The following is a 26,130-nucleotide window of genomic DNA, read 5'->3' as shown; positions in this document are numbered from 1 at the left end:
TCTTTAGCTTTTTTTGAAGGATTCCAGTTCTTCTATATATACCGGATCAGGATAATTGGAAAGGTTAGTCTCAATATCACTTTTTGCTTCTTCAAAAGAGATCGGGACAATCTTAGCCTGGTCCAGCAACGTTGCAGGCAGGTTGCCAAATATCCTGTTTTGTATATGAGTGATCAGTTTTAGCAGGTCTGAACAATAAACAGACGGATTATTAAAGCCATTCCGGCTTGAATAACGATGGGTAAAAAAGCCTCCGCCACATATCTCCCGCACCGGGCATGCACTACACTTTCTGCATACCTTTTGTTTGCTGAGATTATACAGTTGGGGAAGCTCCTGGCTCAGGGCATCGTCCAGACTGTCCTTAAAAATGTTCATCCCCAGCTTGGTAAATTCATTGCCGCAAATCTTGAGAGAATCGGCCGGTTCGATGCCACCGTCTGTTTCAATGATCAGTATACCGAGGCTGCCGGTACCCCAGTAGTCGTGTCGTACCTCAGCGCCGAGCAAGAGGTACATAATGTCTTTGAACATGGAAATGGCGGGTTTCTCTCCCGGCTCATCGAACCAAAGGTCAAATATTCCGATCAACCAATCGGCATATACCGTATTGTTTATCCCGTCCGGGTGCTCTTTTCCCGGAGGCAGGAAATCATAATTATGATCGGGCAATAACAAATTCACCCGTGTCATTTTCAGTCGGCTGAAATGGTCCCATACTGCTGCCGGAGATGTAGTAACGTCTATAACAGAAAGTACGCCTTTGTCTATTTTCGTTTTGTTTTGTGCATCGAAATGCTGAATGGCACCCAGGCCACGGACCACCTGTTGGTACGTACCCCGTCCCTTATGGTCTAATCTGTATTTGTCATGCGCTTCAGGCGTACCATCGATACTGATCCCTACGTGGATATTTAGCCGGTCAAACAACCTGCACCACTCCTCGTCTATCAGGATACCATTTGTCTGCATCCTGAAAAAGGGCCGGATATCCGGAGCCAGCAACACATTGGCCCGCTGCACAAAATATTCAAAGATGTCCGGGCCGGCCAGGAGCGGTTCTCCGCCATGAAATATAAAATAAAAGGTATCCAGCGCATTCAGGAACGCATATAACCTGACACGTCCCAACAATTGGTCGATTGTCTGCCTGGACATTATTTTGGGCTGATGCATATAGGTATCGTCGCCCCGGTTATACATATAACAATACGTGCAATTGATGTTACATCTGCTGGCAATCTTCACCACCAGTGTATCACATATAATTTCAGTATTCATAAACAGGAAGGTTAGATGAACGCTAGAAGTTGCATGAATATTTTTCCAGAAGCCCGGCTTCCCTATTGTAGTCGAGTATTTCGACCCCATCCGTCTCTACACCGTTCTTATTCAATTCTTCGATAACACATTTCTGGACATGAGTTATCAGTTTTAAAACATCAGGGCAATAAACAGTCGGATTATCAAAGCCGTTGTCTTTATCATAACGGGAAGGGACGTACCAGCCGCCACAAATATTTTTTACGCTGCAGGATTCACATTGTTTACTCAGCTGTTCTTTACTGGTGTGATATAGTGCAATGAGATGGTCGTTCAAAGCCGCTTCAAGGTCATCCTTCAGAATGTTGAGTTCATTTTTCGTAAATCCGTTACCGCATATCTTAAAGTCATCAGCGGCTTCAATGGCGCCATCCGTCTCGATGATCAGTAGCTCGGTACGTCTGGTGCCGAGATAATCATAGCCCACATCCTGTCCTAAAATCAGATTGATTAATACTTTAAACAACCTGATGTTCGGCTTCGGAAGCGGTTCGTGAAACCATACATCAAAAATTGATATTAGCCAGTCAGCATAAGGTGTGTTTGTCCAGTTAAAATGGTCAGTTCTGTTTGATAAATGTTTCGGCAACTGATAAAAATTACCGTCAGGAATCAAATAGTCAAGGTCACCTACGCCCAGGTCTTTAAAGTGCTGATATCCTGCCAGAGCATCAGTGTCCACATCGATCACTGAATTGATACCCGGCCTGATCCCCTGTTCTGTCAGCAGTTTAATTGCCTTTACCACCTGATCATAAGTTCCGTTGCCTTTAAAGTCGACCCTGTTTCTGTCATTGATCTCCTTGTTCCCATCGAGGCTGAATCCATATATGACACCAAACTCTTTGAACAGGTCGATCCACTCCTGGTCAAACAATATTCCGTTTGTCTGAATTAAAAAGTCCGGAGCTACGTCCGGCATCAATATTTGTTCCGCTGCTGCCAGGAACTTCCTGACATACTCTTTTCCGGCCAATAGAGGTTCCCCTCCAAAGAGATATATCGTAAAGCTCTTCAGGCGATGTTTATTGCAATAGCCGCGTATTTGCTCAAACAATCTAGTATAAATTGCCTCGCTCATAAATTTGGGCTGGTGCTTATATGAATCGTCGCCCTTGTTATATATATAGCAGTAGCTGCAGTTGATATTACACCGGCTGGCTATTTTTGCCGCTACGCTGCTTATTTGAAGGTTTGCTGCGTTCATGATATTTTTTTTAAAGAGCCAGGAATTACCTGGCTCTTTTTTCAATGACGATCTGCCACAGTTAGTCCTTGCTGAAGGTGGATTTAGCCCAGGGATTAACATTAACACCACCCTGAATCATGTCAGCTGCCATAGCTTTCAAGGTTTCATTTTTGATGCTTTCCAATGCTTCCTGAACTTTTTTTGCCTGATCGGCGTCAAATTTGATTTTTTTCATCTTGTTAAGATTTAAGTGAAGATTGAAATTTCCCGTACCAGTAGCCTTACAGGATTAGGCTATTAGATAGCGCTAGCTTCTACTAATTTCTTATTTGATTGTGATGGCGTATTTACTTGCATAGGCCCAGTTCATCCTTATCTTTTCACTATCGCTCAGATAGTGTTGTCCCAGTTCATGGTCGCGGTTATATTTTGATAACCTTTCCGCAAAACGCTGATACCTCGCGATCAGTCGTTCTACTTTTCCGATATACCGCATATGCCTTAACATGGGAGAGATGGCAACCCCTGACATTCGTCTATATAAAACAGGCAATGCTGTATGGCAACCAAATGAATAGTTAATCTCCCTTACCAGCCTGGGGCTAAACATGATCATCTTATCGTACATGGGTGAGCGGAACCCCCTGTTGATCTCATCCCATGAATGAGCAGGCAGCGCTTCGGAGAACATATCATATCCAACTGCTTTATATACCGGCATCCGCGGTGTGCGTTCTATATGATAGAGTATTTCATCCGCATCGCAGACAATGACATAGTCAGCGTCTGTGTGGGCTTTCCATATATTGTTTTTGATGTCCAGGTAACACCGGTCGTCCAGTACGCCCGGCGTCCCGAACAGCTGCACATGGCACCCCATTCCGAGCGCAATTTCCCTCGTATTGTCTGTTGAGTAATTGTCCAGGATATGGACCTCTGTGCAAAATTTCTGGTAATGGTTTATCGTAAACCGGATGATATCCGATTCATTATAAACAATGATGAACGCCTTTATGATCATTATCCGGGAAATTGTTATTCAGGTGGAAATATGTGTAAGTAATCATGTAAACGTCGGACAGTTATTGATGAACGCTGCTTATCACATAGCTGGAAGGCAGGTCTACTACAATATTTCTTTTTAAAAGCATCACTCGGACCAATATCCTGTATTTACCGCTGCCACGTATGATCTCGCAGGAAAGCCCACTTAAAGGGCCATCTTGGATAGTCATTTTTTCCTCTTGTTTGAAAGAAGCATAGGACACTTCCACATTTGTCCCCATTGCCACAACAAGCCTTATATTTTCAACGACTTCAGGCTCTACCTTCGCAAGGTCTTTACCAAATTTCACATAGTTGCACACGCCATCGAGGTGAAGACTATCATAGTATTCCTGCATTGTTGTGATATAGACAAACACATAAGAAGGGAATAGTGGCTCGTTAATCGTTTTTTTCCGGTCTTTCCATTGCCTGCTGACTTTATTCAGAGGGAGATAAAAGTGAATGTTCATCCTGGACAGCAACAGGCATACTTTCCGTTCCTGGCGCGGCCTCGTGTAAATGAGGAACCAGGCAGGTCTAAAGTTAACCATCATTAATAAAGTTAGCGTAAGGGTTACAACGCCCCGTTTTCCACAATAATTGACAGCACATCTGTAATAAACCACAGCCTGGCATATAATGCAGATGCATGTACAAAAACAGCCGGTAAAATGTGGGCTTTAAAAGAGTTGAAGGTAGAGCTATCGCTACTTTGCGCTACATGTCAGGCGCCCAAAGCAACTTAGGTAATATTATATAACGAAAACGGATAAAATCCCTCCACCAAAACATAGGTCTATTTTGTTTTGAGATTTTTAGCCTGCCGGAATACATTCCTTCGATTGTTTTTTTTGGCAGGACAGAGAAATAGCAACGTTACAAATGGCTAATTGAGTTTTCAAGTTGGAATCTTCCTATCGTCTGTGACGTCAACTTAGATGCTATCTTACGATTCTTAGTATTAGTGGGTAACTACAATCACAATAACCTTGTTATCCAAGATAAAACTATTTTTTTAATAAAACAACCTCAATGGCTATATTATTTTATTTAATGCCGAAATAAACACGACAGATAACCTGTCTGCTTTCTGTCATAGTGCGGGTGCTTACAATTATTTAATATACAATATCTCCCGGTCGTCTTACTTTTGAGCGATATATCAGACACCTGTCTGCCTTAAAAGGCCTGTATGCAGCAATCCACTTATACCAGCCCGCTCGATAAGTTGAATGATGAAGCGCTGTTGGAACAATTCCGGCAGGGCAATACCCTTGCGTTTGAAGAACTGTATAAAAGATTCTGGGGCGTGCTTTACCTCCAGGCCTACCATATACTAATACACGAAGAAGATGCGCAGGACATCGTGCAGGAAGTATTCACCGCCTTATGGACCAAAGCCGCCAACATCAACCTTTCCGGCTCACTGGCCGCTTACCTGTACGCAACTACGCGCAACAGGGTACTGAATATGCTGGCCTCCAAACGCACCTACCGGCACCACCTGTCATCGCTGAAACAATCCCTCTCCGATATCGATAACAATTCCCTGCAATACATCACAGAGAAAGAAATAACAGCCCGCATGGAACGGGAAATACGCGCCCTGCCCGCTAAAATGCGGGAAGTATTTGAGCTAAGCCGGAAAACAGCGCTCACCCATAGGGAAATAGCCCATCAGCTGCAACTGTCGCAGGAAACGGTCAAGAAACAAATCAGCAATGCTATCCGCACCCTCCGTCATAAAATGGCCCATTTCTCCTTTTTTTGCTGAACCTATCCTGTTAATTTTAAAATAATCTGCTGTCATCTACCCCCCTTTTTATTTTCAGCTGTCATATAAGAAAGGTATGTCCCTTTTTATATGCCCATGCATGACATCAAAAAGCTACTGAAAAAATATGTAGCGGGAAGTTGCACCCCGGAAGAACAGCTGTTGGTTGAACAATGGTATCAGCAGGAAAGCGACAACAGCAAAGCAGATACCACCGGGCTCCCTTTTGAACAACTGGAAAGCACTATATGGCAACAGATACAGCAACAAACAGCCACGCCGGCCAAACGGGTGACTATACCACGCTATACCCTGCTGAAAATAGCCGCTTCGCTGCTACTGATAATCGGCGCCGGCACGCTGATATGGCTGCTCCGGCCTGCAAAGGAAAACATGCAGGAGATATTTGCGTCCACAACAAAACCCTTGCAACTAACATTCGATGATGGCACACGGGTATGGCTAAACGCAGGCGGCGGATTACGCTACCCGGCCCGTTTCACCGGCGATGCCAGGAAGATAGAACTGCTGTCCGGAGAAATGTGCCTCGATGTGAAACAGGACCCGGCACGCCCATTCATCGTAAAATCAGGCGATGTCAATACCCGCGTACTGGGCACGGTATTCAATGTGCGGATGTACCCGCAGCTGGCTTTTCTCCAGGTAACGGTCCAACAAGGGAAAGTGGCGGTACAAAGTAATGCCTCGAAAGGAAAGGAAGTAGTGGTACTGCCGGATGAACAGCTCACGGTAAACACCGGTTCCCCTGCATTCAGCAAAACCCGCGTGGACGGAGCCGCCATCAACAGCTGGACAACCGGCAAACTGCTCTTTAACAACGAAAGACTGGATGTAATAGCCTTGCTGCTGGAAACCAAATACAACAGGAAAATTTCCTTTGCCGACACCGGCCTCGGAGCCTACCGCATCACCGCCGGCATAGAACCAGCCGATTCCCTGTCGACGGTACTGGACATGCTTTGCCTGGCCAACAAACTTAGCTACGTTACAGAAGGCCAACAGATTATTTTTCGAAAACAAACACACTAAAACAGATTGCCTATGCCTGTCACATAAGGTCAGTAAAAAAGCCGGCAAGGGTTACCCCACCGGCCCGTCTGAAAGAAGATCAATGCGTAACGCCAATCACTTATTGATGCTTCCCAATGGATTTTATTAACGATTAAATCATTTATTAAAACCCGTATAAAGGTATGAAAATTTATACCAGTATCGTCGTGTCCCTACTTCAACAAATCAGGAAAACAGGACGCAGGCTATTTATCCTTATCATCGTAATCGCGCAACTGCTGCCGGGAGCCGCTTCCCACGCACAGTCACCTGCCGGCACGGAAACCATCGACTATACGTTTTCCGGTCAATCGCTGAAAGAAGCATTGGCCATCATTCAACAAAAAACAAACTACCTGTTTGTCTACAATGAACAGCTGATAGCACCCTACCGAACCGTGTCACTACATGCCAATAAAAAAACGGTGGCATGGACCGTCCATGAACTGCTGCGCAACACCAGGCTGACCTACAAAATACAAAACAACAAAATAATTATCCTGGAGAAAGAAACCGCTGCCGCCGCCCCTCCTGTCATACCTGCAGAAAAAGTGAAAGGCAAAGTCACAGACGAAAAAGGCATGCCGCTGCCAGGCGTAACGGTGGCGGTAAAAAACGCCAACCGCGGCGATATCACCAACAGTGAAGGCCTTTTCTCCATTGACGCCGCCACCGGCGATATCCTGCTCCTTTCCATGTCCGGCTATATGCGCCGGGAAATAACGGTATCCGCCCGTCAGCTGCCTGCAACGGTACTGCACGAAGACGTAAAGGGACTGGAAGAAGTAGTGGTAGTGGGATACGGCACACAAAAGAAACGCGACATCACCGGCTCCATCTCTTCCGTAAAAGGAAACGACATCGCGGAACAGCCTACCACCAATGCCGCACAGGCTTTAAAAGGAAAAGTCGCCGGCCTGGACGTATTCAGCAGCGGCAATGAACCAGGTGCAGGCGCCAACATCCTCCTGCGCGGGCAACGCTCCATCAAAAATGATAACAGCCCCCTGATCGTATTGGACGGTATCCCGATGGTAGGGGGTTTCAATGAAATCAACCCCAGCGATATCGCTTCCGTAGAAGTGCTGAAAGATGCCTCTTCTACTGCTATCTATGGCTCCCGCGCTGCCAACGGCGTATTGATCATCACCACCAAAAGAGGAAAAGCAGGAAAGACAAACGTTGCCTACGACGCTTACTATGGCATTACAGCTATCACTAAAAAACTGGACCTGATGAACGGCGAACAGTTCGCGCAACTGCGCCGCGAAGCCGCCAGAACAGCCGACCCTAATAACAACTATCCCGCCGACGCCACACTCTTTGATGATATCGCACTGCGATCACTGGCACAGAGCAGGTCTACCGACTGGCAGGACCTTATCTACCATAACGGCGCCAAACAAAACCACCAGCTGTCATTGACCGGTGGCAAGGAAAAAACACAATTCGCGGTTTCCTTTAACTACTTCAAAGAAAAAGGGATCGTGGATAAAACAGACTTCACCCGCGGAGCGCTGCGCATTAACCTCGATCATCAGGTCAACAGCCGAATCCGGATGGGCGTGTCCACACTGGCCAGCATGTCGTCACAGAATGTTACCGACAATACCGTATTTGACAACGCCCTGCGTTTAAACCCGCTGGGCGTTCCGTATGACAGCACCGGCAAACTGCTGTTCCGTCCCAATAATGACGAAGGACAACGGGTAAACCCGCTGATGATCATCAAAAACACCATCATCCAACGTTATAAGACACGTGTGTTTGCCAGCATGTACGGCGAATGGGACATCTTTAAAGATCTTACCTATCGCCTGAACATAGGCCCGGAAATGGAAGCGTCTAAAGAAGGTTATTTCAAGGGAAGTGAAACAGACGATAACCAGGGAGGCAATGCCACCGCAGGTTTGAGCAATTCAGATATGTTCTCTGTAACGGTGGAAAATATACTGAAATATACCAGACAGCTGTCAAAGTCGCAACGCCTGGGCATTACCCTGCTGCAAAGCTCCCAACAGCAAACCGTCAACAGCTCCGGTATCAGGGCCAACAAACTGCCCTATGAAACCCAAAGCTATCACAACCTCGAAACAGCCGGCGAAGTGACCGGCATCAGCAGCGACTACCGCAGGTCGCTCCTGTTGTCTTATATGGCCCGCGTCAACTATGATTATAAAAACCGTTATCTCCTGACCATTACCGGCAGAGCAGATGGTTCTTCCGTTTTCGCTGCCGGACATAAATGGGGCTACTTCCCTTCTGCCGCTGTGGCCTGGCGCGTAGATGCCGAACCGTTTATGCAGTCCCTCCGCCAGGTAAACGCCTTAAAACTGCGCCTCAGCTACGGCAGCACCGGCTTTAACGGCATTCTGCCCTACGGCACCTTCAGCACGCTCAAAAAAAGCAGCTATGCTTTCGGGGAAACAGGGATGAACGGCTTCCAGCCCGCCACCATCGCCAATCCCAACCTTAAATGGGAATCCACTGCCTCCCTGAACGCAGGGATCGACTTTGCGCTGTTTAATAACCGTATCACCGGTACCGTAGAACATTATATCGCCAATACCAAAAATATCCTGTTGAGAAGAAGTATCCCCGGCAGCACCGGTTATACGGAAGTGCTGCAAAACATTGGCGCCACCCGCAACAGAGGCTGGGAAGTAACACTCTCCACCGTCAACATCAACAACGAAAACGGTTTTCAATGGACCACCGATCTGAATTTTTCCACTAACAAAAACGAGATTGTGCAACTGTATGGCGACGGGAAAGATGATGTGGGCAACCAGTGGTTTATTGGCCAACCTATCAAAGTATTCTATGACTATCAGAAAACAGGCATCTGGCAAACCAGCGAGCTGGAAACAGCGAAGGATTACGGCGCCAAACCCGGACAGATAAAGCTGCTGGACAGAAACGGCGACAAACAGTACAGTGACCAGGACCGCGTGGTCCTCGGATCAGAATTCCCCGGCTGGATCGGCGGTATGACCAACCGGTTCTCCTACAAGGGACTGGAGCTGGCCGTCGTGATCAATACCCGTCAGCATTATCTCATCAACTCCAGGTGGTTTGAAAACAACAACCGTTTGGCCGGCAGGTACAACAACATCAACGTAAACTACTGGACACCGGAAAATCCGACCAATGACAACCCACGTCCTGATAAGAACCAGGAAAGCGTGTACCTCGGTTCCACGCTGGCTTACAAAGATGCCAGCTTCGTAAGGGTCAAAAACCTGGCAGTAGCTTATTCACTGCCGTCATTATGGCTGCAGCGCGCCGCCATCAAAACCTTAAAAATCACGCTGAGCGCCGAGAATCCATTTACCATTACAAACTATAAGGGACAAGACCCGGAGTTTGAATCAGACGGTACCCGTGCCATGTACCCTACCGTAAAAATGTATGCCATCGGTCTTAATGCTGCTTTCTAACGATTAAAAAACAGGTTATGTTATTTAATAAACATCTTCATCTGCTTACTGCCATATCCCTGTGCTGCACGTTCTTTACCTCCTGTAGCCTGGATGAAAAAGAGCTGTACAAACCGGTACCGGAAGCCATATACAGCACGCCGGCCGGCATATCCAACGGTGTTACCGGCGTATACAGCAAACTGAGAGGGCTATACGGTTCCCAGAAAGGCTTTACTGTTACGACTATGGGCACTGACCTCTTCCATCACGGAAAAGACGGCGGTTATAAATATATGGACGACTATTCCGCCGCCCTCAATCCTGCGGATGATTACCTGAACGGTATCTGGAATGATTGTTATGCCGGCATCAATGCCGCCAATACCGTCCTCGACAGGATAGACGCTGTGGCCATGGACGATAAGCTCAAAACACAGTACAAGGCGGAAACCCGATTCCTTCGGGCACATTATTATTACTGGCTGACCCTTCAGTTCGGGGATGTAGTCTATTCAGCACACGAAACCAAGGGTGTGGTGACTGATGCCGGCAGAACGGCCAAAGAGGAAATCTGGAAAAGCATGCTGGAAGATACGCAGTTCGCTGCCGATCAGCTGAGCTGGACATCTCCTGACTACGGACGGATCACCAGGGGCGCCGCGCTTCACCAGCTGGCAAAAGTAAAGTTGCTGCTGAAAGACTATGACGGCGCTGCCGCTGCTGCGGTAAAAGTGATCAAAGAAGGGCCTTACCAGCTGGTAAAAACCTATGGTGGCGTATTTGACTACAACAACCAGCGAAATACCGAAATTGTATTCGCCGTACAATACATCAACAATGCCCTGTTTAATGACGACGGCAACCAGGGACACGCTTTCTTTACGCCGGCGTACGACCAGTATGCCGGCCTGAAACGCGACCTGGAACAAGGCGGACGCCCCTATACCCGCTTCAGGCCTACCGCCTTCTTCAGAGAACTGTTTGATCCAAATGATGCCCGCTTTGACGTCACCTTCCGTTATACGTGGACGTACAACAACACCGCTACCCTGCCGGCAGGAAAAAAGATAGGCGACACCGTAGTATGGCAGATATCACCGGGCGTCACTTCACTCATTGCGCCCAACAACGACAACATGCACTGGGGCATCAAAAAACATGATGACCCTACCCGCGCCAGCGTACAGGCCCTCAACGGCTTCCGCGATTTTTTTGTGTACCGCTTCTCAGAAACCTACCTGCTGGCGGCTGAAGCCTTGATCATGGCAGGAAAGCCCACCGAGGCGCTTCCCTACTTCAACGCCGTCAGGGCCAGGGCTGCCAAACCAGGAAAACAGTTGCCCGATGTTACCGCCGCCCGGCTGGACATAGACCAGCTCCTCGACGAACGCGCACGGGAACTGGGTGGTGAAGGAATGCGCTGGATGGACCTTGTCCGCACCGGCAAGTTGATAGAAAGAGTGAAGAAATACAATCCCAATGCGGTAAACATTAAGGCGTACCACGTTTTACGCCCTGTTCCGCAGGCACAGATAGATCTGTCTACCGTCAAATTCCCACAGAACAACGGATATTTTTAAATCAAAAACACAACCACATGAAACGCTGTTTTTTTATCGTACTGGCATGGCTCGGCACCTGGAGCGCTCTCCAGGCACAAACGACTACCGCCAAAGAAAAGATTGATTCTATACTGGAAGATTTTCACCAGCACCCCGAACGTGTCCTGGTGGCCGCACACCGGTCGGCACATACCTACTACCCGGAAAACTCCTTAGGTGCTATCAGAGAAGCGATCAGACAAGGCATAGACATCGCGGAACTGGACGTGCGGATGACCAAAGACAGCGTGCTGGTGCTTATGCACGACCAAACCATCACCCGCACCACAGGAAAGAAAGGAAAAGTAAGCAGCTATACCTATGCAGAACTGCAACAGTTTCCTTTACTGCATAACGGGCAGCCTACCACCGAGAAAATCCCCACTTTCAAAGAGGCATTATTGCTGGCCAAAGGACATATTATCATCGATATAGACTTCAAGGCCGACAGCCGGGAAGCGGCCCGCAAAACATGTGAAGAGGTACAGGCTACCGGCACCGCCAGGCAGGTGCTGTTCTTCGTGTATGATCATCAACAGGTGCCGTTCCTGCAAAGCATCGACAAACAAATACCTGTTATGCCAAGGGCACATAACGCCGTGGAAACAGCCGCCATCCTGAAAATGGGCCAATTCCCCGTTATTCATATTGACGACTCCTTTTCAGACAATGTCATCAACGACATCCGCACCGCAGGGTCACGGGTATGGATCAACGCTTTGGGAGATTTTGACGATATGGAAAAAAAGGCCGAAAATACCGGGTTTGATCAACTGCTTTCAAAGTTCAAACGCGCCAATGTTATCCAGACTGATTTGCCGGAGCAACTGCTTCGATATCTGAGGAAAAAGGGGCTGCATCAATAACACTTAGTCACGCCTTCATCGCAGTCAGATGAAGGCGTGACTGTTTTATTCTTCATCAGGGATTCATAATCCGTATCAACATTTTGCTGACGATATAAGTCGGCGTATAAAGCGTGTTGTCCGTAGAAGACGTTAACGGCGCATCCCGATCGATGGCGTAACTGAATACCCCGCCTTTTTTACCACCGGAAGGTTCCCACCGTGCATAGTCAAAAGCCCGGCCGGTGCCATTTACAGGATAAGTCACGTCGTACCACACATTGCCGGGATAGCCTCTTTCTTCATAAAAGGAGAAACCGGGAATGAACTGTGTGGATTTGATATACGGAGCAAAAGTATTCCAGGTGGACTGAAGCGTGGATGCTCCCCTACCATAGGCCTGCAGCCATACATAGTCTACCATGGTGTATACTTTTTTGAACAGGCTGTTACTGCCGCTTTGATTGGTATCAAATGTCAGCAGTTTACCGGTGCCGGATTTAGGGCCCAGGTATTTGGACAAGGCGCTGTAAACTCCCGCCATCCTGGTCAATTCGGTACCGGAAGGATTACTTTCAATATCGATGTCATAACCGTCAAATCCGTAGCGGTTAACGATACTGTCCATGATGCGCTTCGCAGTAGTGGCGTAACCTGTAGTGTTGTCCGGCGCACCCGGCGCCAGGTCCAGGTTGCCGGTGACGATCACTTTGGTACCCTTTGCATGCAGGGCATTGATCCATCGGGGCACGCTGTCTGCGATCGGGGAACTGGGACTGAAACAAAACAGGATCAGCACATCGAGACTGTCGGGCACCTGTGAAAAGTTAGAGCCATTGGGCGCAGCGCCATAACACGGGCCCTGGAACCGGTAAAAGCCGGCGTAGATTTCATGCGGGCTCTTTTTGTAGGCGATCAGGCTACTGTCGGTAACAGCACCAGTGAGCACAGCGGCCCGCTTCGCAGCGTCTGTAGCTTGTTGGGAAAGTGTGTTGTCGGCCAGGTTTTTAGTGCAGGCATTCATCAGCAGGCAGGATGAGAACAGCAATGCGGCAGCCATAGCTGTTTGCACAGGATTTGAAATTTTCATGTGGTTCAGATTTGGTTTAAAAAACAATATGTTTCATGCATGTATCCATCAGGGACATATACACGGGCTGATAACTGAAAAATAAACGCTGCAATGGGAACCATCGTTGTTTGTCATTATTCACTGTCCGGCAATCGGGTTAAACGTGGAATCCGGGTGCTGGTTAACCTGCGTATGCGGCTACGCTGTTGCTCATGTTATCCGAATATACTAAAAGTTGTTCACGCGGCCATTATTCATCAGGGGTAATTACAATTTTGTGGGCGTATTTGTTTATTATTTTTTTTTGATGTCCGGAAAAACAACAAACTGTATTTTTGGGCAATGATGTGTTTTCAACATGTACGAACAGCTGGCCAGACATATTACAACGCATAGCCCGTTAAAGGAGGACGACCTGCAGCAGGTACTTCCTTACTTCAAGCCCCTGCAGGTGAAAAAGAACACACTGGTGTCCCGGATCGGGGAGCCTTCCAGGCGTATGTTTTTTATTAACAGAGGATGTTTGCGGGTGTATTTTATCAAACCGGACGGAAGGGAAGTGACCCGGCGCTTTGCCTTCGAAAATTCATTCTCCTCTTCCCTCACCTCCTTTATCGGTGGTACGGTACTGAAAGAGGCCACCCAGGCAGTAGAAGCCTCAGAGCTGTTGTATATTGACCGGCTTGATTATTATCACCTCGTAGATAATGTACCAGGCTGGGACTTGTTTTACCGGTACTGTCTTGAATATGCCTACGTGACCAACACCAGGCGCCTGGAAGATTTCATCACCCTAAGCGCCAGAGAGCGTTATCGTTTGTTGCTCGATGAAAACCCGCAGGTGGTGCTCCGGTTACCTAATAAACTGGTGGCGAATTACCTGAACATTACCCAGGAAGCACTTAGCAGAATAAAATCCGACAGCTGATTTATTGATCCGGATCAAGGATTGCTACGGGAGATAATTTGACTTTTGTGGTCAAATATTTCATGTATGCGTATTGTAACATTAGAAGAACACATTGTCTTTCCTGACATGGCCCGGGAACTGGGCGCAACAGGAGAATTATCCGCCATCAACAAGATGGAAGCGCTGCTGGCAGATATTACCGATGCCCGCCTGGCATCTATGGACGCCAACGGCATTGACGTGCAGATATTGTCAGTAACAGGAAAGGGAGCGGAACTATTGCCTCCGGGAAAAGACCAGGCCTTCGCAGCGCGGTATAACGACGCTATTGCCGCGCGGATAGCCTCCCACCCCGACCGCTTCAAAGCCTTTGCGCATTTACCCATGCCCTCTCCGCAGGCCGCCGCCGACGAACTGGAACGGACACACGTTGAGCATGGCTTCTGTGGCGCGCTGATCAACGGGCTTACCAATGGCAGGTTCCTGGACCATCCGTCGTTTGCGCCGCTGCTGGAAAGAGCGGAACAACTGCAGCTGCCGCTGTACCTGCATCCCGCCCTGCCGCCGGAAGCTGTGGCAAAGGCTTATTACAGTGACTTGCCCGGACAGGCAGGCACCGTCCTCTCCGCTTACGGATGGGGGTGGCATTCGGAAACAGCCTTGCATGTACTGCGTTTAGTCTTCTCCGGTACTCTCGACCGCTATCCCCGGCTGAAGATTATCATCGGCCATATGGGAGAAATGATCCCCATGATGATGGCACGGACCGAGAACGCCGGCAAAAGCATAGGGCTGCAGCGGCCTGTCGGCCAAACACTGCGCGACCAGGTACACATCACCACCAGCGGCATTTTCACGGAGCCTCCGCTGATGGCTGCCCTGGCCACTTTTGGCATCGACAATATCATGTTCTCTGTCGATTATCCATTCAGCACCAATGAAGCCGGTAAAAGTTTCCTGGAAAGTATGCCCTTGCCCGCCGAACAAATAGCCCGGATAGCCAGTGGCAATGCAGACCGGCTGCTGGGCCTGCGCCCTTAGGTGCTACCAATTATTTAGAACAGGCTGCCTTGTATCACTGCCGGCGGTACAGTAGGCTGGAACAGGCCAACAATGGTAAAAGGCTGTTTGCTGCTGGCATGTACCTGCTGCGCAGTGCCGAGGAAAAAATGCAGATCGCTGTTCCGGGCATATTCATTCAGATATTTTTTTCTTATCTCACGGACAGCTTTCTGCTCGCTCTGAGGAGTGGCGTTCTTTTTCACCATCTTCCAGTACAGCGATGCCAGCTGCCAGTCTTCTACAGGCAGCGTTATCTCCTGGTTTTTGCTATCCATGAACCGGTAGGAAAATTTATACGGCAGTTTCTTCATCACGGCAAACGAATCTTCAGGCTGTTCGGACACTTTTCCCCGTTCTTTCTCTTCCAGCAGTTTCTCCACACGTTTCGGGTCCCATTCCCGGTCAGTCTCTTCTACCACAAAATCAATTATCCGCATTGGCTTAAATACCACCAGGGAAGTATAGAACGCTTCATGCTTCGCTTCCACGATCAGGGTAGACATATCCTTGTATACATTTCTCAGCACCACCGCCTTCCGCTCGCTCCAGTGATCTTCTGTACCGATGTGCCCTGTTACTTTTACCGGGGCGTCTGCGGTGGCCGGACTGAAACTTTCCAGCCTGAAGTCCCTGGTATTACGTACCAGATCAAGCTCCACCCAGTCGTAGAGCTGATATTGTTCGTCGTAAGTTTTTTTGGAAAATGGAATGGGGTATATTCTGATAAAGCTGCCATCTCTTCTGAAACCAGCTATACTAACCTGTTCGTCATAATGCGAAGATACGATGGGGTAACTTTTAACAGTGATCAAAACTTCTGTCACGGGCATGCTCGAATATTTTTGTTACATATCAAATCCGGTATTTTCCGGCATTCACCATTCCGCGAAAATAAGGTTAATCACTGAAAATCAGTGTCTTCAAGGGAAAAAATAAACCTATTCCCTCATTGGCAGTGCGTTGTCAACCCCAAAGATGGATTTCCATAAACCTGGCCTTCATTAATTTTTTGTTCGGGCTATAAACAATCAGGGATTATGGGGGATTAAAATATTAAACAATAATGACTTCTATTTTCTCAAAGGCGAGGGGCTGTCCCAAATTATCTTTGAGACAGCCCCTCGCCCTTAATATCGTTTACAGTTGTTAGGTAACCACAGCGCCTAAACGAAAAACAGACCTGCTGTTATGCTGTGTTGGTATTTATTTAATTTTCTCCCGGCATCAAATAAAATGGTACAGGAAAACTACATTGCCGGTGTAGGCCGGTTTCTGCTGACCTTTAATATTAAGCGTGGCCTCAATCACCACTTTGGTAACGCCTCTTAAATTCACTATCTCATTGAGTTTGGCTTTAAGCTGCACTTCGCTGTCCACCAGAACAGGCTGTCCAAATTTAAAACTCTCTATGCCATAGTTTATTTCCATTTTAATATTGCGCACATCTGCAATCTGCTTCCAGAGATAGGGTATCAATGCCAGTGTTAAATAGCCATGAGCAATGGTGGCATGGAAAGGGCCTTCCTGCTTCGCTCTTTCTGCATCTGTATGAATCCATTGATGGTCCAGCGTTGCATCGGCAAATTTATTAATCTGTTCCTGGTCTATTGTATGCCAGTTGGAAACACCTAACTCTTTGCCAAGATGCGCCTTGTACTCTTCGAAATTGTTGATTATCAGCATGTTATGTAAATTGCATTCAAATAGGGCCTGACAGATCGTTTTATTAATGATATCAAGCCTTTATTAAAGGGGGTAAAAATATTCAAAAAAACGTTCAAAATGAATGTTTTGGTAAAAATTTTCAGGGCATAGACAGTTGACCTATAGTTTCATCAGCGGAATAAGAAACTGCTTACTATGCAATCCGTCAATACATCATATTTGGTCTGCCAGGCGTATAAAATAAAAAGGCCCTCTTCCGAGGGCCCTTCATTCTGTTAGTTTCTCTATGCGGAGCGCTACAACTCAGGAAGCGATCGATTAGCGGTTTTACTATACGCGCATGCTTCTCCCAGTGTTTTATCGCCGTTAAATGCAATAAAATCCAGTACATCGTCGTAACACTGTATCATATCATCGATCAACTCTTCCTCAAACAACAATTTATTATATTTCCACTTGAAATGCAGTCCATCCGTATATTCGGTAATCATGAAATCCAAAGGATAAAAAATACCCGGTATTTCATAATGCTCTTCACTTTCTTCTTTATCAGGGGCCAGCCTGTCTTGTTCCTGCTGATAATTAATGTATATGTCAGTACTCACATGCAGCTTCACGGCATCAAGGTGTAAGTATTCGTGACTGGGTATAATATTCCTGCAATTAGCAAATACATCGCGGAACGTCTCACTGATAAAATCATTAATAGTACAATGTCCGGCTATCTCCCGGGGAAAATAAACCCCACCAAGAAGACAGCCAATCAAAAGCTGGTTTTCCTGTGTAAATCTGTCAGCTATCAATGCTGCCAACAGTATCCTCTGTTTATCGGTATAGCAAAACAGGAATATATACAAGCTTGCGTATACGATAGAAGATATTGTACAATGATTAGCTCCTGCCAACATCTTCATATTTGTAAAGCGATCTCCGGATACGGTACTGTTACGGGCAAGGGCTTTAGGATGCCGGTATGTCCGGAGTAAGTCATCTATGCTCATATTCTCCCGGCCCGTTTCTGTCCGCAACAATTTTTCATTTCCTCTTTGAAGGTATCCCTCGTAAAAATTGTTGATGTTAAACAAACTATCGTAACCCGACACCCTGTTTTTCCAAAATCGCTCCAATGCATCCCTGCTTCCACGAAGCCATTCATTCTGTTTCCGGCAGTAATCCCTAAGCTGGAAGCTTAATGGAGCTATGTCCGGTTCTATCCCGGATGCATAAAACTGATAAAGCAAGCGCAGCTCCCGCCCGATAAGTTCTATAGACCATCCATCACAAATGATATGATGTATGAGCATATAAAACCGATAACCATCGGATGTTTCCTTAAACACAAAGAACTTTACAAGCGGTCCGTTTTGTATATCCGAAAAAATACGTCCGGCTCTTTCAAAACATTCTTCTTTGACCGCCGGGGAAAACACGTCAGAAGTCCCCACAGCTATATATTCTACCCCAAATCGTTGTTCGTCGTAATCCACCACGGCCTGTTTCACCTCGTCATCAATCAGTGGAAATACTGTCCTTAAACTTTCATGTCTCTTTACAAAAAAGGAAATGGTTTTTCCAACTGCCTCCCTATGCAATTCGTCCATGTCTATACTAATGGTAACATAATCCGGTATAGCATCAGGACCGGCCGTCTGAAGGTGTTTCAGGTATGCCTGCTGTCCAATCGAAGGTTCGGTAATGATAGTCGGAATAAGACTCATAGTCTCTCTATTATTTCGTTATTGAATTATTTATAAAACGGGGTTGCTCGTGCAACCTTCCTTACAATGTTCTGAACAGGTCAATGATCTCACTGGCGATATCTTCATTCTTCCAGTGGTTCTTTATCCATTCCGCTCCCTGCGCGGCTTTATTCAGAAAATGCCCGTGACGCCGGTAGACATCTGCAATAGCGTCTCTGATATCATCTGTTTCGATATTGTCCCAACTACCGTGAACGACGCCATTGAAATCAGCAGGAATTTTTCCCGATGTTTTGATCCGCTTATAAAAACCCGTTTCTATCAGGTCCCGATGCACAGGAATATCCGAAATAATGGCAGGTATCCCCAAATACAAACTCTCTCTCGGTGTATATGACCACCCTTCTCCGCTGGAAGGGAAAACATAAGCCGACAAATGACTATACCAATCGGAGACTTCCTGCGGAGTAAGTTTGCCCGTTGTCCAGTGTACCATCTTGTCCATTTTCATTTCTCCAAAAGGCGTGGGGTCCAGCCAGTCGTAAAACGTAGCTACATGCACATACAATTGTAATTCCGGAATCATTGTCTGCTGCAGTTGTTTACATGCTTCATATAATTTTATCAGGTTCTTCCGGCTGACGGGAATACCCAAAAAACCGATATTAAAAGATGTATGCTTTACCTTTCCGTCCTCCTGTCTCGTATACCGCTGATAGCCGTTATGTAGCACGCTGACGGGTATACGAATGCCGGACGCAATAAACACTTCTTTAATAGCTGCATGCGCCACAATACAATGCTGATAGTGATTGATCGTTCTTACCCATTCCTCCGGCAGTTGATCGGATTCAAACGTGGTAAAAATAACGTTCTTATTCAGGGGTGATATCTTGTGCTGATAAAGCGGTCCTATCCCGCATACCAGCACCTTCGCTCCACAAACAGCGGCCGTATCTTCCACTATTCTACCGATATCCTTTACGGAGTTAAACAATCCGGAGAGACCATCATAAGCCGATTCGTGGGCGCTATAGGTTTCCAGCACCAATATTTCGTCCTGCAATTTCATTGGTTGCAAATCTTGCGTATTCATCATTAAAGCGGATATTTAAATAGTTACGGGAGCTGCCTCCCAACGCCAAGACCCCATATGCAGATGTACCGCATATGTTCCAAAATGACAGGATGCAGGCCCGCATGATTTCCAGCAGGCTTCTTTTTCATTTTGCAACAAGGTAATATCGTCATACCTGGCTTCACTTTCGTGGTATACATTTGTTAGCAACCCAGGGCCGGTTGTTTCCAGTACATCTGATTCCGATTTTATGGCCACCTTTGCCCGCTTTCCGGCTTCCGCAAGAAAATCCAGCCAAAATGGGTGCCCGGGCTTGCTGCCAAACATATAATTGGCAATCCTGGTGGGATAAGTATGATGAAGCTTACGGGATTCTATCGGGGACAGTTTTTTTTCCACACCCAATACGAGATTGTGGCTGCAAAGGTCGTCCAGGCTTTTAAAACACAGTATGTCCATGTCCAGGTAAAAGCCACCATACAAATAAACCAGCATTACTCTGAGTATGTCAGTCCTTTGCACCGGGGCCTGGTAGTTCTGGTAACAATATTCCCAATCGGGGAAATGCGTTCTTACCAGGGTGAGCGCCGCCACGTCGTCCCAGATGGTTATCTGCCACAACGGATGCAATGCGCGCATCCTGTTTATATAAGGAACACATATCTGTGGTGGCTGCTGCGTAGCGCCGATCAGATGAATAATACGGGGAATCATAATGGACCGTGGTTAATCGAGTTCAACATTTCCCTGTCTTGGTATTTTATTCCATTTATACAAACTTCCCTTTGTCCATCTTAAAAAGATGCACACGTAGGAAAACAGGACCAGGTGTCTGAAAATTTTCTGCATAAAGATCAGCTGCAGGGGATTGAAGCGCTGCTTTTCCGATACCAGGATAAAGCCTGTGATAAAGGTTTCCGCTGCCATGCAGATCAGATAGACTGGCAGGAGTTCATGGTTCCCCAAAAGGAAATAACCGGCGAGAAAAAAATAGTCCGCCAGCGGGACCAAAAAAGGGAGGACAATCCTAAAACACCAGGTATATGGCAAAACGATAAAAGCTAATGCCTTGTTGGGATGCCTGGTCAGCTGGCCTGCGTATCGCAGCAGTCCCTGCACTAATCCTACCGTCCATCTTACCCGTTGTTTAAAAAACATGTTGACAGTATCCGGCGCTTCTGTAAACGAAATAGCTTCTGCGGCATTTTTGATCACGTAATTTGCGCACAACATCCTCAGGGTAATATCACAGTCTTCTGCCAGCGCCTTTGATGTAAAGCCATCCAGGCTCTTTACGACCTCGCGGCGAAAGGCACCCAACGCGCCCGGCACCACCAGTATGCCATTCACATCTTCAAATACCGACCGCTCAAAGTTCTGCAGCGTGATGTATTCGATAAACTGCATATGCGTGAGTAAATTAACCTTATTTCCCACCCTTATATATCCCGAAACAGCAGCCACTTTTTTATCCTGAAAACAGGGCAATATAATATCCATGATATCAGCCCGCACCAATGTGTCCGCGTCTACACAGACAATAATATCGCTTTCCGATAAATTCATTGCCCTGTTTAAGGCCGCTGATTTGCCGGCATTGTTTTGACGTACAATCCGCACCCTGGGATGATCACCAAAGTGCTGACAGGCGACCTGATAGCTATCGTCAGATGAGCCGTCGTCTACCACTATAATGTTGCAGCCCGGATAATCAATGTTCAGCAGGTTCTCAATCGTTTTCACAACCACCCGCTCCTCGTTGTACATCGGCAACAGAACATCTACAGACAGTATCTCATTCTCCATCTGTTGCAAAGGCTTTTCAGGCCGGACCTTCCTGGTGAGCAACAGGCCAAACCAGATCAGTATTTTCAGGCAATATATACCCAGTAACAAATCCCAAAACCACATATAGTTTAGTTTTAACCGAGTATTCTTTTATCTATATATTCACTTTGCAGTATTTTATCAAGTAATAAAGAACCTGCGTAAACAGTATAGTTACCATCCAGAATATCTGCAATGCACTGCGAATGATCGTATGACAAAGCCGTACTGCATTCAAAAATATAGCTCCAATGATCAAAATTCCATGTGTTGCCACCATGATATATGTAGATATACAAGCCCGGCACACCATTCATAGGATGAAGGCATTTTTGTGACACCAGGTAGTCAATCGTAGCACTGTCTTCACCAATGGTCTTATCTTCATAAGGCATCAGCTGAAGGACCGATTTCCGGCACAACACACTTCCCTCCCACATCCGCTTGTTGGAAATGTAAGCCTGCCTATCAATGGCATCAAACACCAGCCACCGGGTCATTACCGCTCCTTCGCGGTCATGATTTACCGCGGCATTGTACTGTTCAGCCAGGCGGTCCTTATGGTACCAGTCATCATCATCCCATTGGCAAATAAATTCTCCTTTGGCGGTTTGTATGCCTATGTTCCTTAGTTCCCCCAGCGTGGTTTTGGGAAACGATTTTATTCTCACCAGCTGAATATCATCTCTGGAGATTATTGCGGCTTCATTGACCAGTTCGTCCGTAGCAACATCGTCGTCTTCATAGACAATGACCAGTTCCTTTTCCGGATAGGACTGTGCAGTAAAACAAGCTATTACTTTTTTCAGCATCTGCGGTTTATTCCTTGTCACGCAGACACAGCTTATAACGGGTATCTTAATACTCATACGAGATTTTTTTTCCACCAGGTACCGGCATAGTGATGAATTCCATACGCACGTTCCAATTTCTGCTGTATGGCTTGATTTTGCTGTGTTCCGTTCCAGTCCTCCAACTCGTCTTTGGTCAGCGGGTAGATAAGATCGGCGTCAAGCAGGAGAATATCGTCTTTTCTCTTATAGTCATTGTACAGGCGGGACAGCATAAAGGGACCGGTTACCTCCAACACCTTGTTATTGGGATGGTCCGTCAGCTGTCTGTCGGCTTCCAGCTCTTTACATAATGCGCCCAAAAAATGAAAACCCGGCACTGTCCCCATAAATGCGTTGCTGATAATAACATCCTTCTGATGAATGAGGCAGTGCTCCAAAGGTTCCTTCCCGAACACACACGAAGTATTACTTACAAGGGGTTCTATATTGGCAAGGCATTCGAAATCGAGGTCTATGAAAAAGCCGCCGTATTTGTAGAGCACAAAGTATCTGACGGCATCCACACGTTGAATATTAGTGGGGTAGTTATCATAAATTGATAAAAAGAAAGAGAAATGTTCTTTAATAAAATTCCGGTTCATTTCATCAGTCCAGAAAACATGTTCCCAGCCGCGGTGTTTGTCTTTCCAGGTTTGGGACATACGCTCAAACTCTTCCGGAATATCGCGATTCTTCCATGTTTGATGAAGGACACGTGGTATTCTCATAATAAATGATATTATTGGTTTAACATTCAAGGAGATATCCCTCTCTTGTACAGAGAAAAACAAAAGAGAAATAAAAAGTGGAATAAAGTGGCTTAAAAAGCGTATCGCACATCGTTCCCGGCGAAGATGTCTATGCAGTAAGGGGTATTGAAGATTTTATGATCAGGGTTATTCTTTATGGCTTGCTGAATTCTTTCGCCAGCATCCTTCTTGCATCACCGTTTTCCGGGTCGATTTTGATGGCGCGGTGCAGGCTCTCCCAGGCATCTGGTCTGTTTCCGTTTGCCAACATTGCTTTAGCCAGCAGATACTGCAAGTGGGAGGACGTGGGATACTTCGTTGTCATTTGTTTTGCCAATGCCAGTGCAGCGGTATTTTTCCCCATATTCAGTTCCTGCTGAATAGCAGCTGCCCAGTCTTTTACTGAGAATGCTGATTCATTCAATAATTTCCGGAAGGAATCATGTTTCTCCAGATAATAGAAAGCGGACAGGTTTTCCTTCCAGCCTTCCTGATGTTGTAAAGCATCCTGAATGATCTGTATGGCTTTTTCCTCTTCTCCGGTCATAATAAAGGCAGTCGCCAGTTTGCCGTACATGCCGAACCATCCTTTCAAAAGTGCAGTCGCCTGCGACAGCAATTGTTTCCCGGTGTCTGTTTTACCGCATTGTATAGCTGCAACAGACCTGTTTAATATAATACGTCCCTCGTGATAGTTCAGCAAAGTCTGCAGGCTGCTGACAGGATCAACGTCATTATCCACCCTCAAATCAATCCGGTTGTTCCAGGAGGTATTCATTCCGTCTACCCTTAGCGCTGCCGATTGTTTTCCTGAGAGTTGTCCTCCCGCCGCCTGTCCGGCGCTCAATGCAGCCAATAATCTTTGTGCAAAGGACCCGGCAGTCTTTTCATATCCGTCCGCCATTCTCACCAGCACACTATCTGCCAGCTGGTTCCCCATTACCACATATCCTGGTCCTGTTCTGTGTCCTGCGTATCCTTTCCAATAAGACAATGCATGACCGGTATATCCGAAGGTCCGGCCGTTTCTGTCTACAATTCCCAATTGACGGTAATCAGGCATAGAGTCTGTCTGTATGGTGTATTGAGCGGCTTGCGCCGGAGAATGTCCTTGTTTCAGGTTTTTGAGTGCATTGATACCATATACGGGCTCCGTTTCTGCAATGACGGCTGCCGCCCCTACGCCTGGTTCTATATAGACGGTTGAATTACCGACATATATATTATTGGTTGCCACTGCCACGCCCCATTTCTGTGTCGCCTTATCGTATGCCACAATGGCAAATGTGCTGTTGATATCACGTCCGGATAACAGGCTTGGAAGATTCTGTGCGCTGACAAAAGTTGATAACATCAATATTATTACAGCGATATGTCCTCTTAATAGCAGAAATCCCAGGTATCTGTTCATATGAAACATGACAATAGTTTGCCCTAAAATAAGCAATACTATTTAATTAACGACCATTCACACCGGCCTTATGCCGTTCCCAGGCACTGTAGCTGTCATTTAAATACTGTGTAGCGTCATGCAGTAATTTTTCATTTGAGGTCACGGTGAAATGATCTCCGGAATAAAACCCAAGCCTGATCTTTATTTTATTTTCACGAATTGTTTTTTGAAAAAGGCGGTTAGCCCCCTGCAATAAGAAATTATCTTGTTCCCCTACACTAATGAACACTTTGTCAGCTATTTTCCCGGCCAGGTCTTTCCAATGCGTTTCTATATAATAAGACAGATCGAACCGTCTCCATTTGTCTGCCACCACCGGGTCAACTGCCCCGGTCCGGGGGTCCCATAACTGCTGGCAGCTGCCGGATGTATCTTTCCCGGAGAAAACAGCATTAAAAGAATTAAACTGTTCTCCTGGCACCAGGCGCTCCCAATCAGCCCTTGTTTTAACATATGAGATGGGGATCTCACCGCCGATCAGTGCACTGGGGCGAAGGTTACCATTCTTATCATAGAAAACGTTTGCCCCGGCTTCATATATGTTAATGCCTGAAAAATCACGAAAATCGTAGCTATCCGGAGAACTTGCCCAACATTGCTGGAAAAAATCGGGGTACATTACCTGCAAATAAAGAGCAGACCATCCGCCGCTGCTATGGCCGTGCACATACCTATAACCATTGCAATGATATTTCCGCTCTATTTCCGGAATCAGTTCCCTGACCAGCGCATCTCCCCAGGGACCGTTATTATCGCTGTTTGCATATGCGGTGTGGCCGTTGGAACAGCTACCATCCAGGAATAAAAAAATAAACTTCGGATCATTGGTGAATGCGCCGGCCGCTTCATCACTGCCATTAAAGCGCAGAAAGGAACTGCCAAACCCCGCTATGTAAATATAAACCGGTAACCGCGCTGACGGGTGCTTCAATAAGGTGTCCGGCAGTACCAATGCCCCATTGATGAAAATATCCTTGCCGTGAAACCGGCTCAGCACATCTGAACGGAACCTGATGCGCCTGGTATGCGTTGTCTCCCTGAACTCTTTCTCCCTTACCAGTTTGTCACATATCAGCGAATACGTTGTGTCGGTATTGTCGTCAAATAATAATTGCACCGGTGGCGAATATACGTTGCCCACCCTGTCAGCCAATGTCCTTTCTATGCCAAATTCATGGCTTCTATCGAATATTGCCTGGACAAAATAACGGCCTCTCTCCAGTTTTTTAAACGGTACCGGATAACTGCTTTGAGCCCCGAGGTCCAGTAAAAGCGCGCTATCAGGGGATACGTTGCTAATGTCCGTTACAGTGGTGGCTACCGGCAATGGGAAGTTAATACTGTTCAGCGGTTCATTGTCTGTTTTTGACATGAAAACATATAATTTTCCGCTGATTTTCTCCTTCAGTACCGTTGAAGGAAACTTTACAAGCAGCTGTTGCGCGTTTACCACCATTGCTCCCATCAGCAGGATAGCGGATATCATTACCCTGAAATATCTAATCATAA

General features: G+C 46.7%; 23 protein-coding genes. 7 read left to right on the top strand and 16 right to left on the bottom strand.

All coding sequences use genetic code 11. The features are described from left to right. Positions 1-3 precede the first annotated feature (3 nt). The 5 genes from HGH92_RS30400 to HGH92_RS30380 all read right to left on the bottom strand — a co-directional run bounded on the left by HGH92_RS30400 (position 4) and on the right by HGH92_RS30380 (position 4,113). Positions 4-1,281 carry a radical SAM protein gene (locus HGH92_RS30400; protein ID WP_168874618.1) on the bottom strand — a complete coding sequence of 426 codons (1,278 nt, stop codon included), beginning with the start codon at positions 1,279-1,281 and terminating at the stop codon, positions 4-6. A gap of 22 nt (positions 1,282-1,303) precedes the next feature. Beyond that, positions 1,304-2,530 (bottom strand): radical SAM protein, encoded by a 1,227-nt coding sequence (locus HGH92_RS30395; protein ID WP_168874617.1) that lies wholly within the window; start codon positions 2,528-2,530, stop codon positions 1,304-1,306. A gap of 61 nt (positions 2,531-2,591) precedes the next feature. Next, positions 2,592-2,747, bottom strand: coding sequence for a hypothetical protein (locus HGH92_RS30390; RefSeq protein ID WP_168874616.1), 156 nt, complete (start codon positions 2,745-2,747; stop codon positions 2,592-2,594). A gap of 90 nt (positions 2,748-2,837) precedes the next feature. Then, positions 2,838-3,533: a glycosyltransferase family 2 protein gene (locus HGH92_RS30385; protein ID WP_168874615.1), complete on the bottom strand. Its 696-nt coding sequence runs from the start codon at positions 3,531-3,533 to the stop codon at positions 2,838-2,840. A gap of 61 nt (positions 3,534-3,594) precedes the next feature. Continuing rightward, complete coding sequence (locus HGH92_RS30380) at positions 3,595-4,113, bottom strand: UpxY family transcription antiterminator (protein WP_168874614.1); 519 nt, start codon at positions 4,111-4,113, stop codon at positions 3,595-3,597. 638 nt (positions 4,114-4,751) lie between these two features. Here HGH92_RS30380 and HGH92_RS30375 point away from each other — a divergent pair. From HGH92_RS30375 to HGH92_RS30355, 5 genes are all read left to right on the top strand, one after another. Then, positions 4,752-5,333 carry an RNA polymerase sigma factor gene (locus HGH92_RS30375; RefSeq protein ID WP_168874613.1) on the top strand — a complete coding sequence of 194 codons (582 nt, stop codon included), beginning with the start codon at positions 4,752-4,754 and terminating at the stop codon, positions 5,331-5,333. A 96-nt stretch (positions 5,334-5,429) separates the two neighbouring features. Beyond that, positions 5,430-6,383 carry a FecR family protein gene (locus HGH92_RS30370; protein ID WP_168874612.1) on the top strand — a complete coding sequence of 318 codons (954 nt, stop codon included), beginning with the start codon at positions 5,430-5,432 and terminating at the stop codon, positions 6,381-6,383. A gap of 164 nt (positions 6,384-6,547) precedes the next feature. Beyond that, positions 6,548-9,844 (top strand): TonB-dependent receptor, encoded by a 3,297-nt coding sequence (locus HGH92_RS30365; protein WP_168874611.1) that lies wholly within the window; start codon positions 6,548-6,550, stop codon positions 9,842-9,844. A 17-nt stretch (positions 9,845-9,861) separates the two neighbouring features. Next, positions 9,862-11,406, top strand: a complete 1,545-nt coding sequence (locus tag HGH92_RS30360) for a RagB/SusD family nutrient uptake outer membrane protein (RefSeq protein ID WP_168874610.1) — start codon at positions 9,862-9,864, stop codon at positions 11,404-11,406. Positions 11,407-11,423: 17 nt separating this feature from the next. Continuing rightward, positions 11,424-12,293, top strand: a complete 870-nt coding sequence (locus tag HGH92_RS30355) for a glycerophosphodiester phosphodiesterase family protein (RefSeq protein WP_168874609.1) — start codon at positions 11,424-11,426, stop codon at positions 12,291-12,293. 55 nt (positions 12,294-12,348) lie between these two features. Here the strand turns inward: HGH92_RS30355 and HGH92_RS30350 are convergent, their stop codons facing one another. After that, positions 12,349-13,362, bottom strand: coding sequence for a glycosyl hydrolase family 18 protein (locus HGH92_RS30350; protein WP_168874608.1), 1,014 nt, complete (start codon positions 13,360-13,362; stop codon positions 12,349-12,351). Positions 13,363-13,702: 340 nt separating this feature from the next. Between HGH92_RS30350 and HGH92_RS30345 the strand changes: the two genes are divergently transcribed. Together HGH92_RS30345 and HGH92_RS30340 are read left to right on the top strand one after the other, a co-directional pair. Further along, a complete protein-coding gene (locus HGH92_RS30345) occupies positions 13,703-14,272 on the top strand; it encodes a Crp/Fnr family transcriptional regulator (RefSeq protein ID WP_168874607.1) in 570 nt (189 codons plus the stop codon). 66 nt (positions 14,273-14,338) lie between these two features. Further along, a complete protein-coding gene (locus tag HGH92_RS30340; protein WP_168874606.1) occupies positions 14,339-15,295 on the top strand; it encodes an amidohydrolase family protein in 957 nt (318 codons plus the stop codon). Positions 15,296-15,309: 14 nt separating this feature from the next. Here HGH92_RS30340 and HGH92_RS30335 read toward each other — a convergent pair whose 3' ends face one another. The 10 genes from HGH92_RS30335 to HGH92_RS30290 form a co-directional block, all read right to left on the bottom strand. Further along, complete coding sequence (locus HGH92_RS30335; RefSeq protein ID WP_168874605.1) at positions 15,310-16,146, bottom strand: hypothetical protein; 837 nt, start codon at positions 16,144-16,146, stop codon at positions 15,310-15,312. A gap of 394 nt (positions 16,147-16,540) precedes the next feature. Beyond that, entirely contained in the window at positions 16,541-16,999 is a 459-nt protein-coding gene (locus HGH92_RS30330) for a MaoC family dehydratase (protein WP_168874604.1), read from the bottom strand. A 278-nt stretch (positions 17,000-17,277) separates the two neighbouring features. Beyond that, entirely contained in the window at positions 17,278-18,699 is a 1,422-nt protein-coding gene (locus tag HGH92_RS30325) for a condensation domain-containing protein (RefSeq protein ID WP_168874603.1), read from the bottom strand. Positions 18,700-18,760: 61 nt separating this feature from the next. Further along, a complete protein-coding gene (locus HGH92_RS30320) occupies positions 18,761-19,780 on the bottom strand; it encodes a glycosyltransferase (RefSeq protein ID WP_168874602.1) in 1,020 nt (339 codons plus the stop codon). A 12-nt stretch (positions 19,781-19,792) separates the two neighbouring features. After that, positions 19,793-20,473, bottom strand: coding sequence for a glycosyltransferase family 32 protein (locus HGH92_RS30315; protein ID WP_168874601.1), 681 nt, complete (start codon positions 20,471-20,473; stop codon positions 19,793-19,795). Positions 20,474-20,485: 12 nt separating this feature from the next. Continuing rightward, on the bottom strand, positions 20,486-21,670 hold the full coding sequence (locus HGH92_RS30310; protein ID WP_168874600.1) for a glycosyltransferase family 2 protein: 1,185 nt from the start codon (positions 21,668-21,670) through the stop codon (positions 20,486-20,488). An 11-nt stretch (positions 21,671-21,681) separates the two neighbouring features. Beyond that, entirely contained in the window at positions 21,682-22,455 is a 774-nt protein-coding gene (locus tag HGH92_RS30305; RefSeq protein ID WP_168874599.1) for a glycosyltransferase family 2 protein, read from the bottom strand. Next, on the bottom strand, positions 22,452-23,147 hold the full coding sequence (locus tag HGH92_RS30300; protein WP_168874598.1) for a glycosyltransferase family 32 protein: 696 nt from the start codon (positions 23,145-23,147) through the stop codon (positions 22,452-22,454). Before HGH92_RS30300 ends, HGH92_RS30305 begins: the two co-directional genes overlap by 4 nt. A 175-nt stretch (positions 23,148-23,322) precedes the next feature. After that, positions 23,323-24,522: a DUF1028 domain-containing protein gene (locus HGH92_RS30295; RefSeq protein ID WP_168874597.1), complete on the bottom strand. Its 1,200-nt coding sequence runs from the start codon at positions 24,520-24,522 to the stop codon at positions 23,323-23,325. A gap of 103 nt (positions 24,523-24,625) precedes the next feature. Then, positions 24,626-26,128, bottom strand: a complete 1,503-nt coding sequence (locus tag HGH92_RS30290; RefSeq protein ID WP_168874596.1) for an alpha/beta hydrolase-fold protein — start codon at positions 26,126-26,128, stop codon at positions 24,626-24,628. Positions 26,129-26,130: the final 2 nt, after the last annotated feature.

The sequence above is a fragment of the Chitinophaga varians genome (assembly GCF_012641275.1).
Taxonomy (GTDB): domain Bacteria; phylum Bacteroidota; class Bacteroidia; order Chitinophagales; family Chitinophagaceae; genus Chitinophaga; species Chitinophaga varians_A.
The sequence above is the reverse complement of the archived record's forward strand: the minus strand, read 5'-3'. Positions and strand labels throughout refer to the sequence as shown.

Excerpts from the sequence above, each read along its gene's own strand:
- HGH92_RS30400 (WP_168874618.1), bottom strand. The coding sequence starts at position 1,281 with ATGAATACTGAAATTATATGTGATACACTGGTGGTGAAGATTGCCAGC.
- HGH92_RS30395 (WP_168874617.1), bottom strand. The coding sequence starts at position 2,530 with ATGAACGCAGCAAACCTTCAAATAAGCAGCGTAGCGGCAAAAATAGCC.
- HGH92_RS30390 (WP_168874616.1), bottom strand. The coding sequence starts at position 2,747 with ATGAAAAAAATCAAATTTGACGCCGATCAGGCAAAAAAAGTTCAGGAA.
- HGH92_RS30385 (WP_168874615.1), bottom strand. The coding sequence starts at position 3,533 with ATGATCATAAAGGCGTTCATCATTGTTTATAATGAATCGGATATCATC.
- HGH92_RS30380 (WP_168874614.1), bottom strand. The coding sequence starts at position 4,113 with ATGATGGTTAACTTTAGACCTGCCTGGTTCCTCATTTACACGAGGCCG.
- HGH92_RS30375 (WP_168874613.1), top strand. The coding sequence starts at position 4,752 with ATGCAGCAATCCACTTATACCAGCCCGCTCGATAAGTTGAATGATGAA.
- HGH92_RS30370 (WP_168874612.1), top strand. The coding sequence starts at position 5,430 with ATGCATGACATCAAAAAGCTACTGAAAAAATATGTAGCGGGAAGTTGC.
- HGH92_RS30365 (WP_168874611.1), top strand. The coding sequence starts at position 6,548 with ATGAAAATTTATACCAGTATCGTCGTGTCCCTACTTCAACAAATCAGG.
- HGH92_RS30360 (WP_168874610.1), top strand. The coding sequence starts at position 9,862 with ATGTTATTTAATAAACATCTTCATCTGCTTACTGCCATATCCCTGTGC.
- HGH92_RS30355 (WP_168874609.1), top strand. The coding sequence starts at position 11,424 with ATGAAACGCTGTTTTTTTATCGTACTGGCATGGCTCGGCACCTGGAGC.
- HGH92_RS30350 (WP_168874608.1), bottom strand. The coding sequence starts at position 13,362 with ATGAAAATTTCAAATCCTGTGCAAACAGCTATGGCTGCCGCATTGCTG.
- HGH92_RS30345 (WP_168874607.1), top strand. The coding sequence starts at position 13,703 with ATGTACGAACAGCTGGCCAGACATATTACAACGCATAGCCCGTTAAAG.
- HGH92_RS30340 (WP_168874606.1), top strand. The coding sequence starts at position 14,339 with ATGCGTATTGTAACATTAGAAGAACACATTGTCTTTCCTGACATGGCC.
- HGH92_RS30335 (WP_168874605.1), bottom strand. The coding sequence starts at position 16,146 with ATGCCCGTGACAGAAGTTTTGATCACTGTTAAAAGTTACCCCATCGTA.
- HGH92_RS30330 (WP_168874604.1), bottom strand. The coding sequence starts at position 16,999 with ATGCTGATAATCAACAATTTCGAAGAGTACAAGGCGCATCTTGGCAAA.
- HGH92_RS30325 (WP_168874603.1), bottom strand. The coding sequence starts at position 18,699 with ATGAGTCTTATTCCGACTATCATTACCGAACCTTCGATTGGACAGCAG.
- HGH92_RS30320 (WP_168874602.1), bottom strand. The coding sequence starts at position 19,780 with ATGATGAATACGCAAGATTTGCAACCAATGAAATTGCAGGACGAAATA.
- HGH92_RS30315 (WP_168874601.1), bottom strand. The coding sequence starts at position 20,473 with ATGATTCCCCGTATTATTCATCTGATCGGCGCTACGCAGCAGCCACCA.
- HGH92_RS30310 (WP_168874600.1), bottom strand. The coding sequence starts at position 21,670 with ATGTGGTTTTGGGATTTGTTACTGGGTATATATTGCCTGAAAATACTG.
- HGH92_RS30305 (WP_168874599.1), bottom strand. The coding sequence starts at position 22,455 with ATGAGTATTAAGATACCCGTTATAAGCTGTGTCTGCGTGACAAGGAAT.
- HGH92_RS30300 (WP_168874598.1), bottom strand. The coding sequence starts at position 23,147 with ATGAGAATACCACGTGTCCTTCATCAAACATGGAAGAATCGCGATATT.
- HGH92_RS30295 (WP_168874597.1), bottom strand. The coding sequence starts at position 24,522 with ATGTTATCAACTTTTGTCAGCGCACAGAATCTTCCAAGCCTGTTATCC.
- HGH92_RS30290 (WP_168874596.1), bottom strand. The coding sequence starts at position 26,128 with ATGATTAGATATTTCAGGGTAATGATATCCGCTATCCTGCTGATGGGA.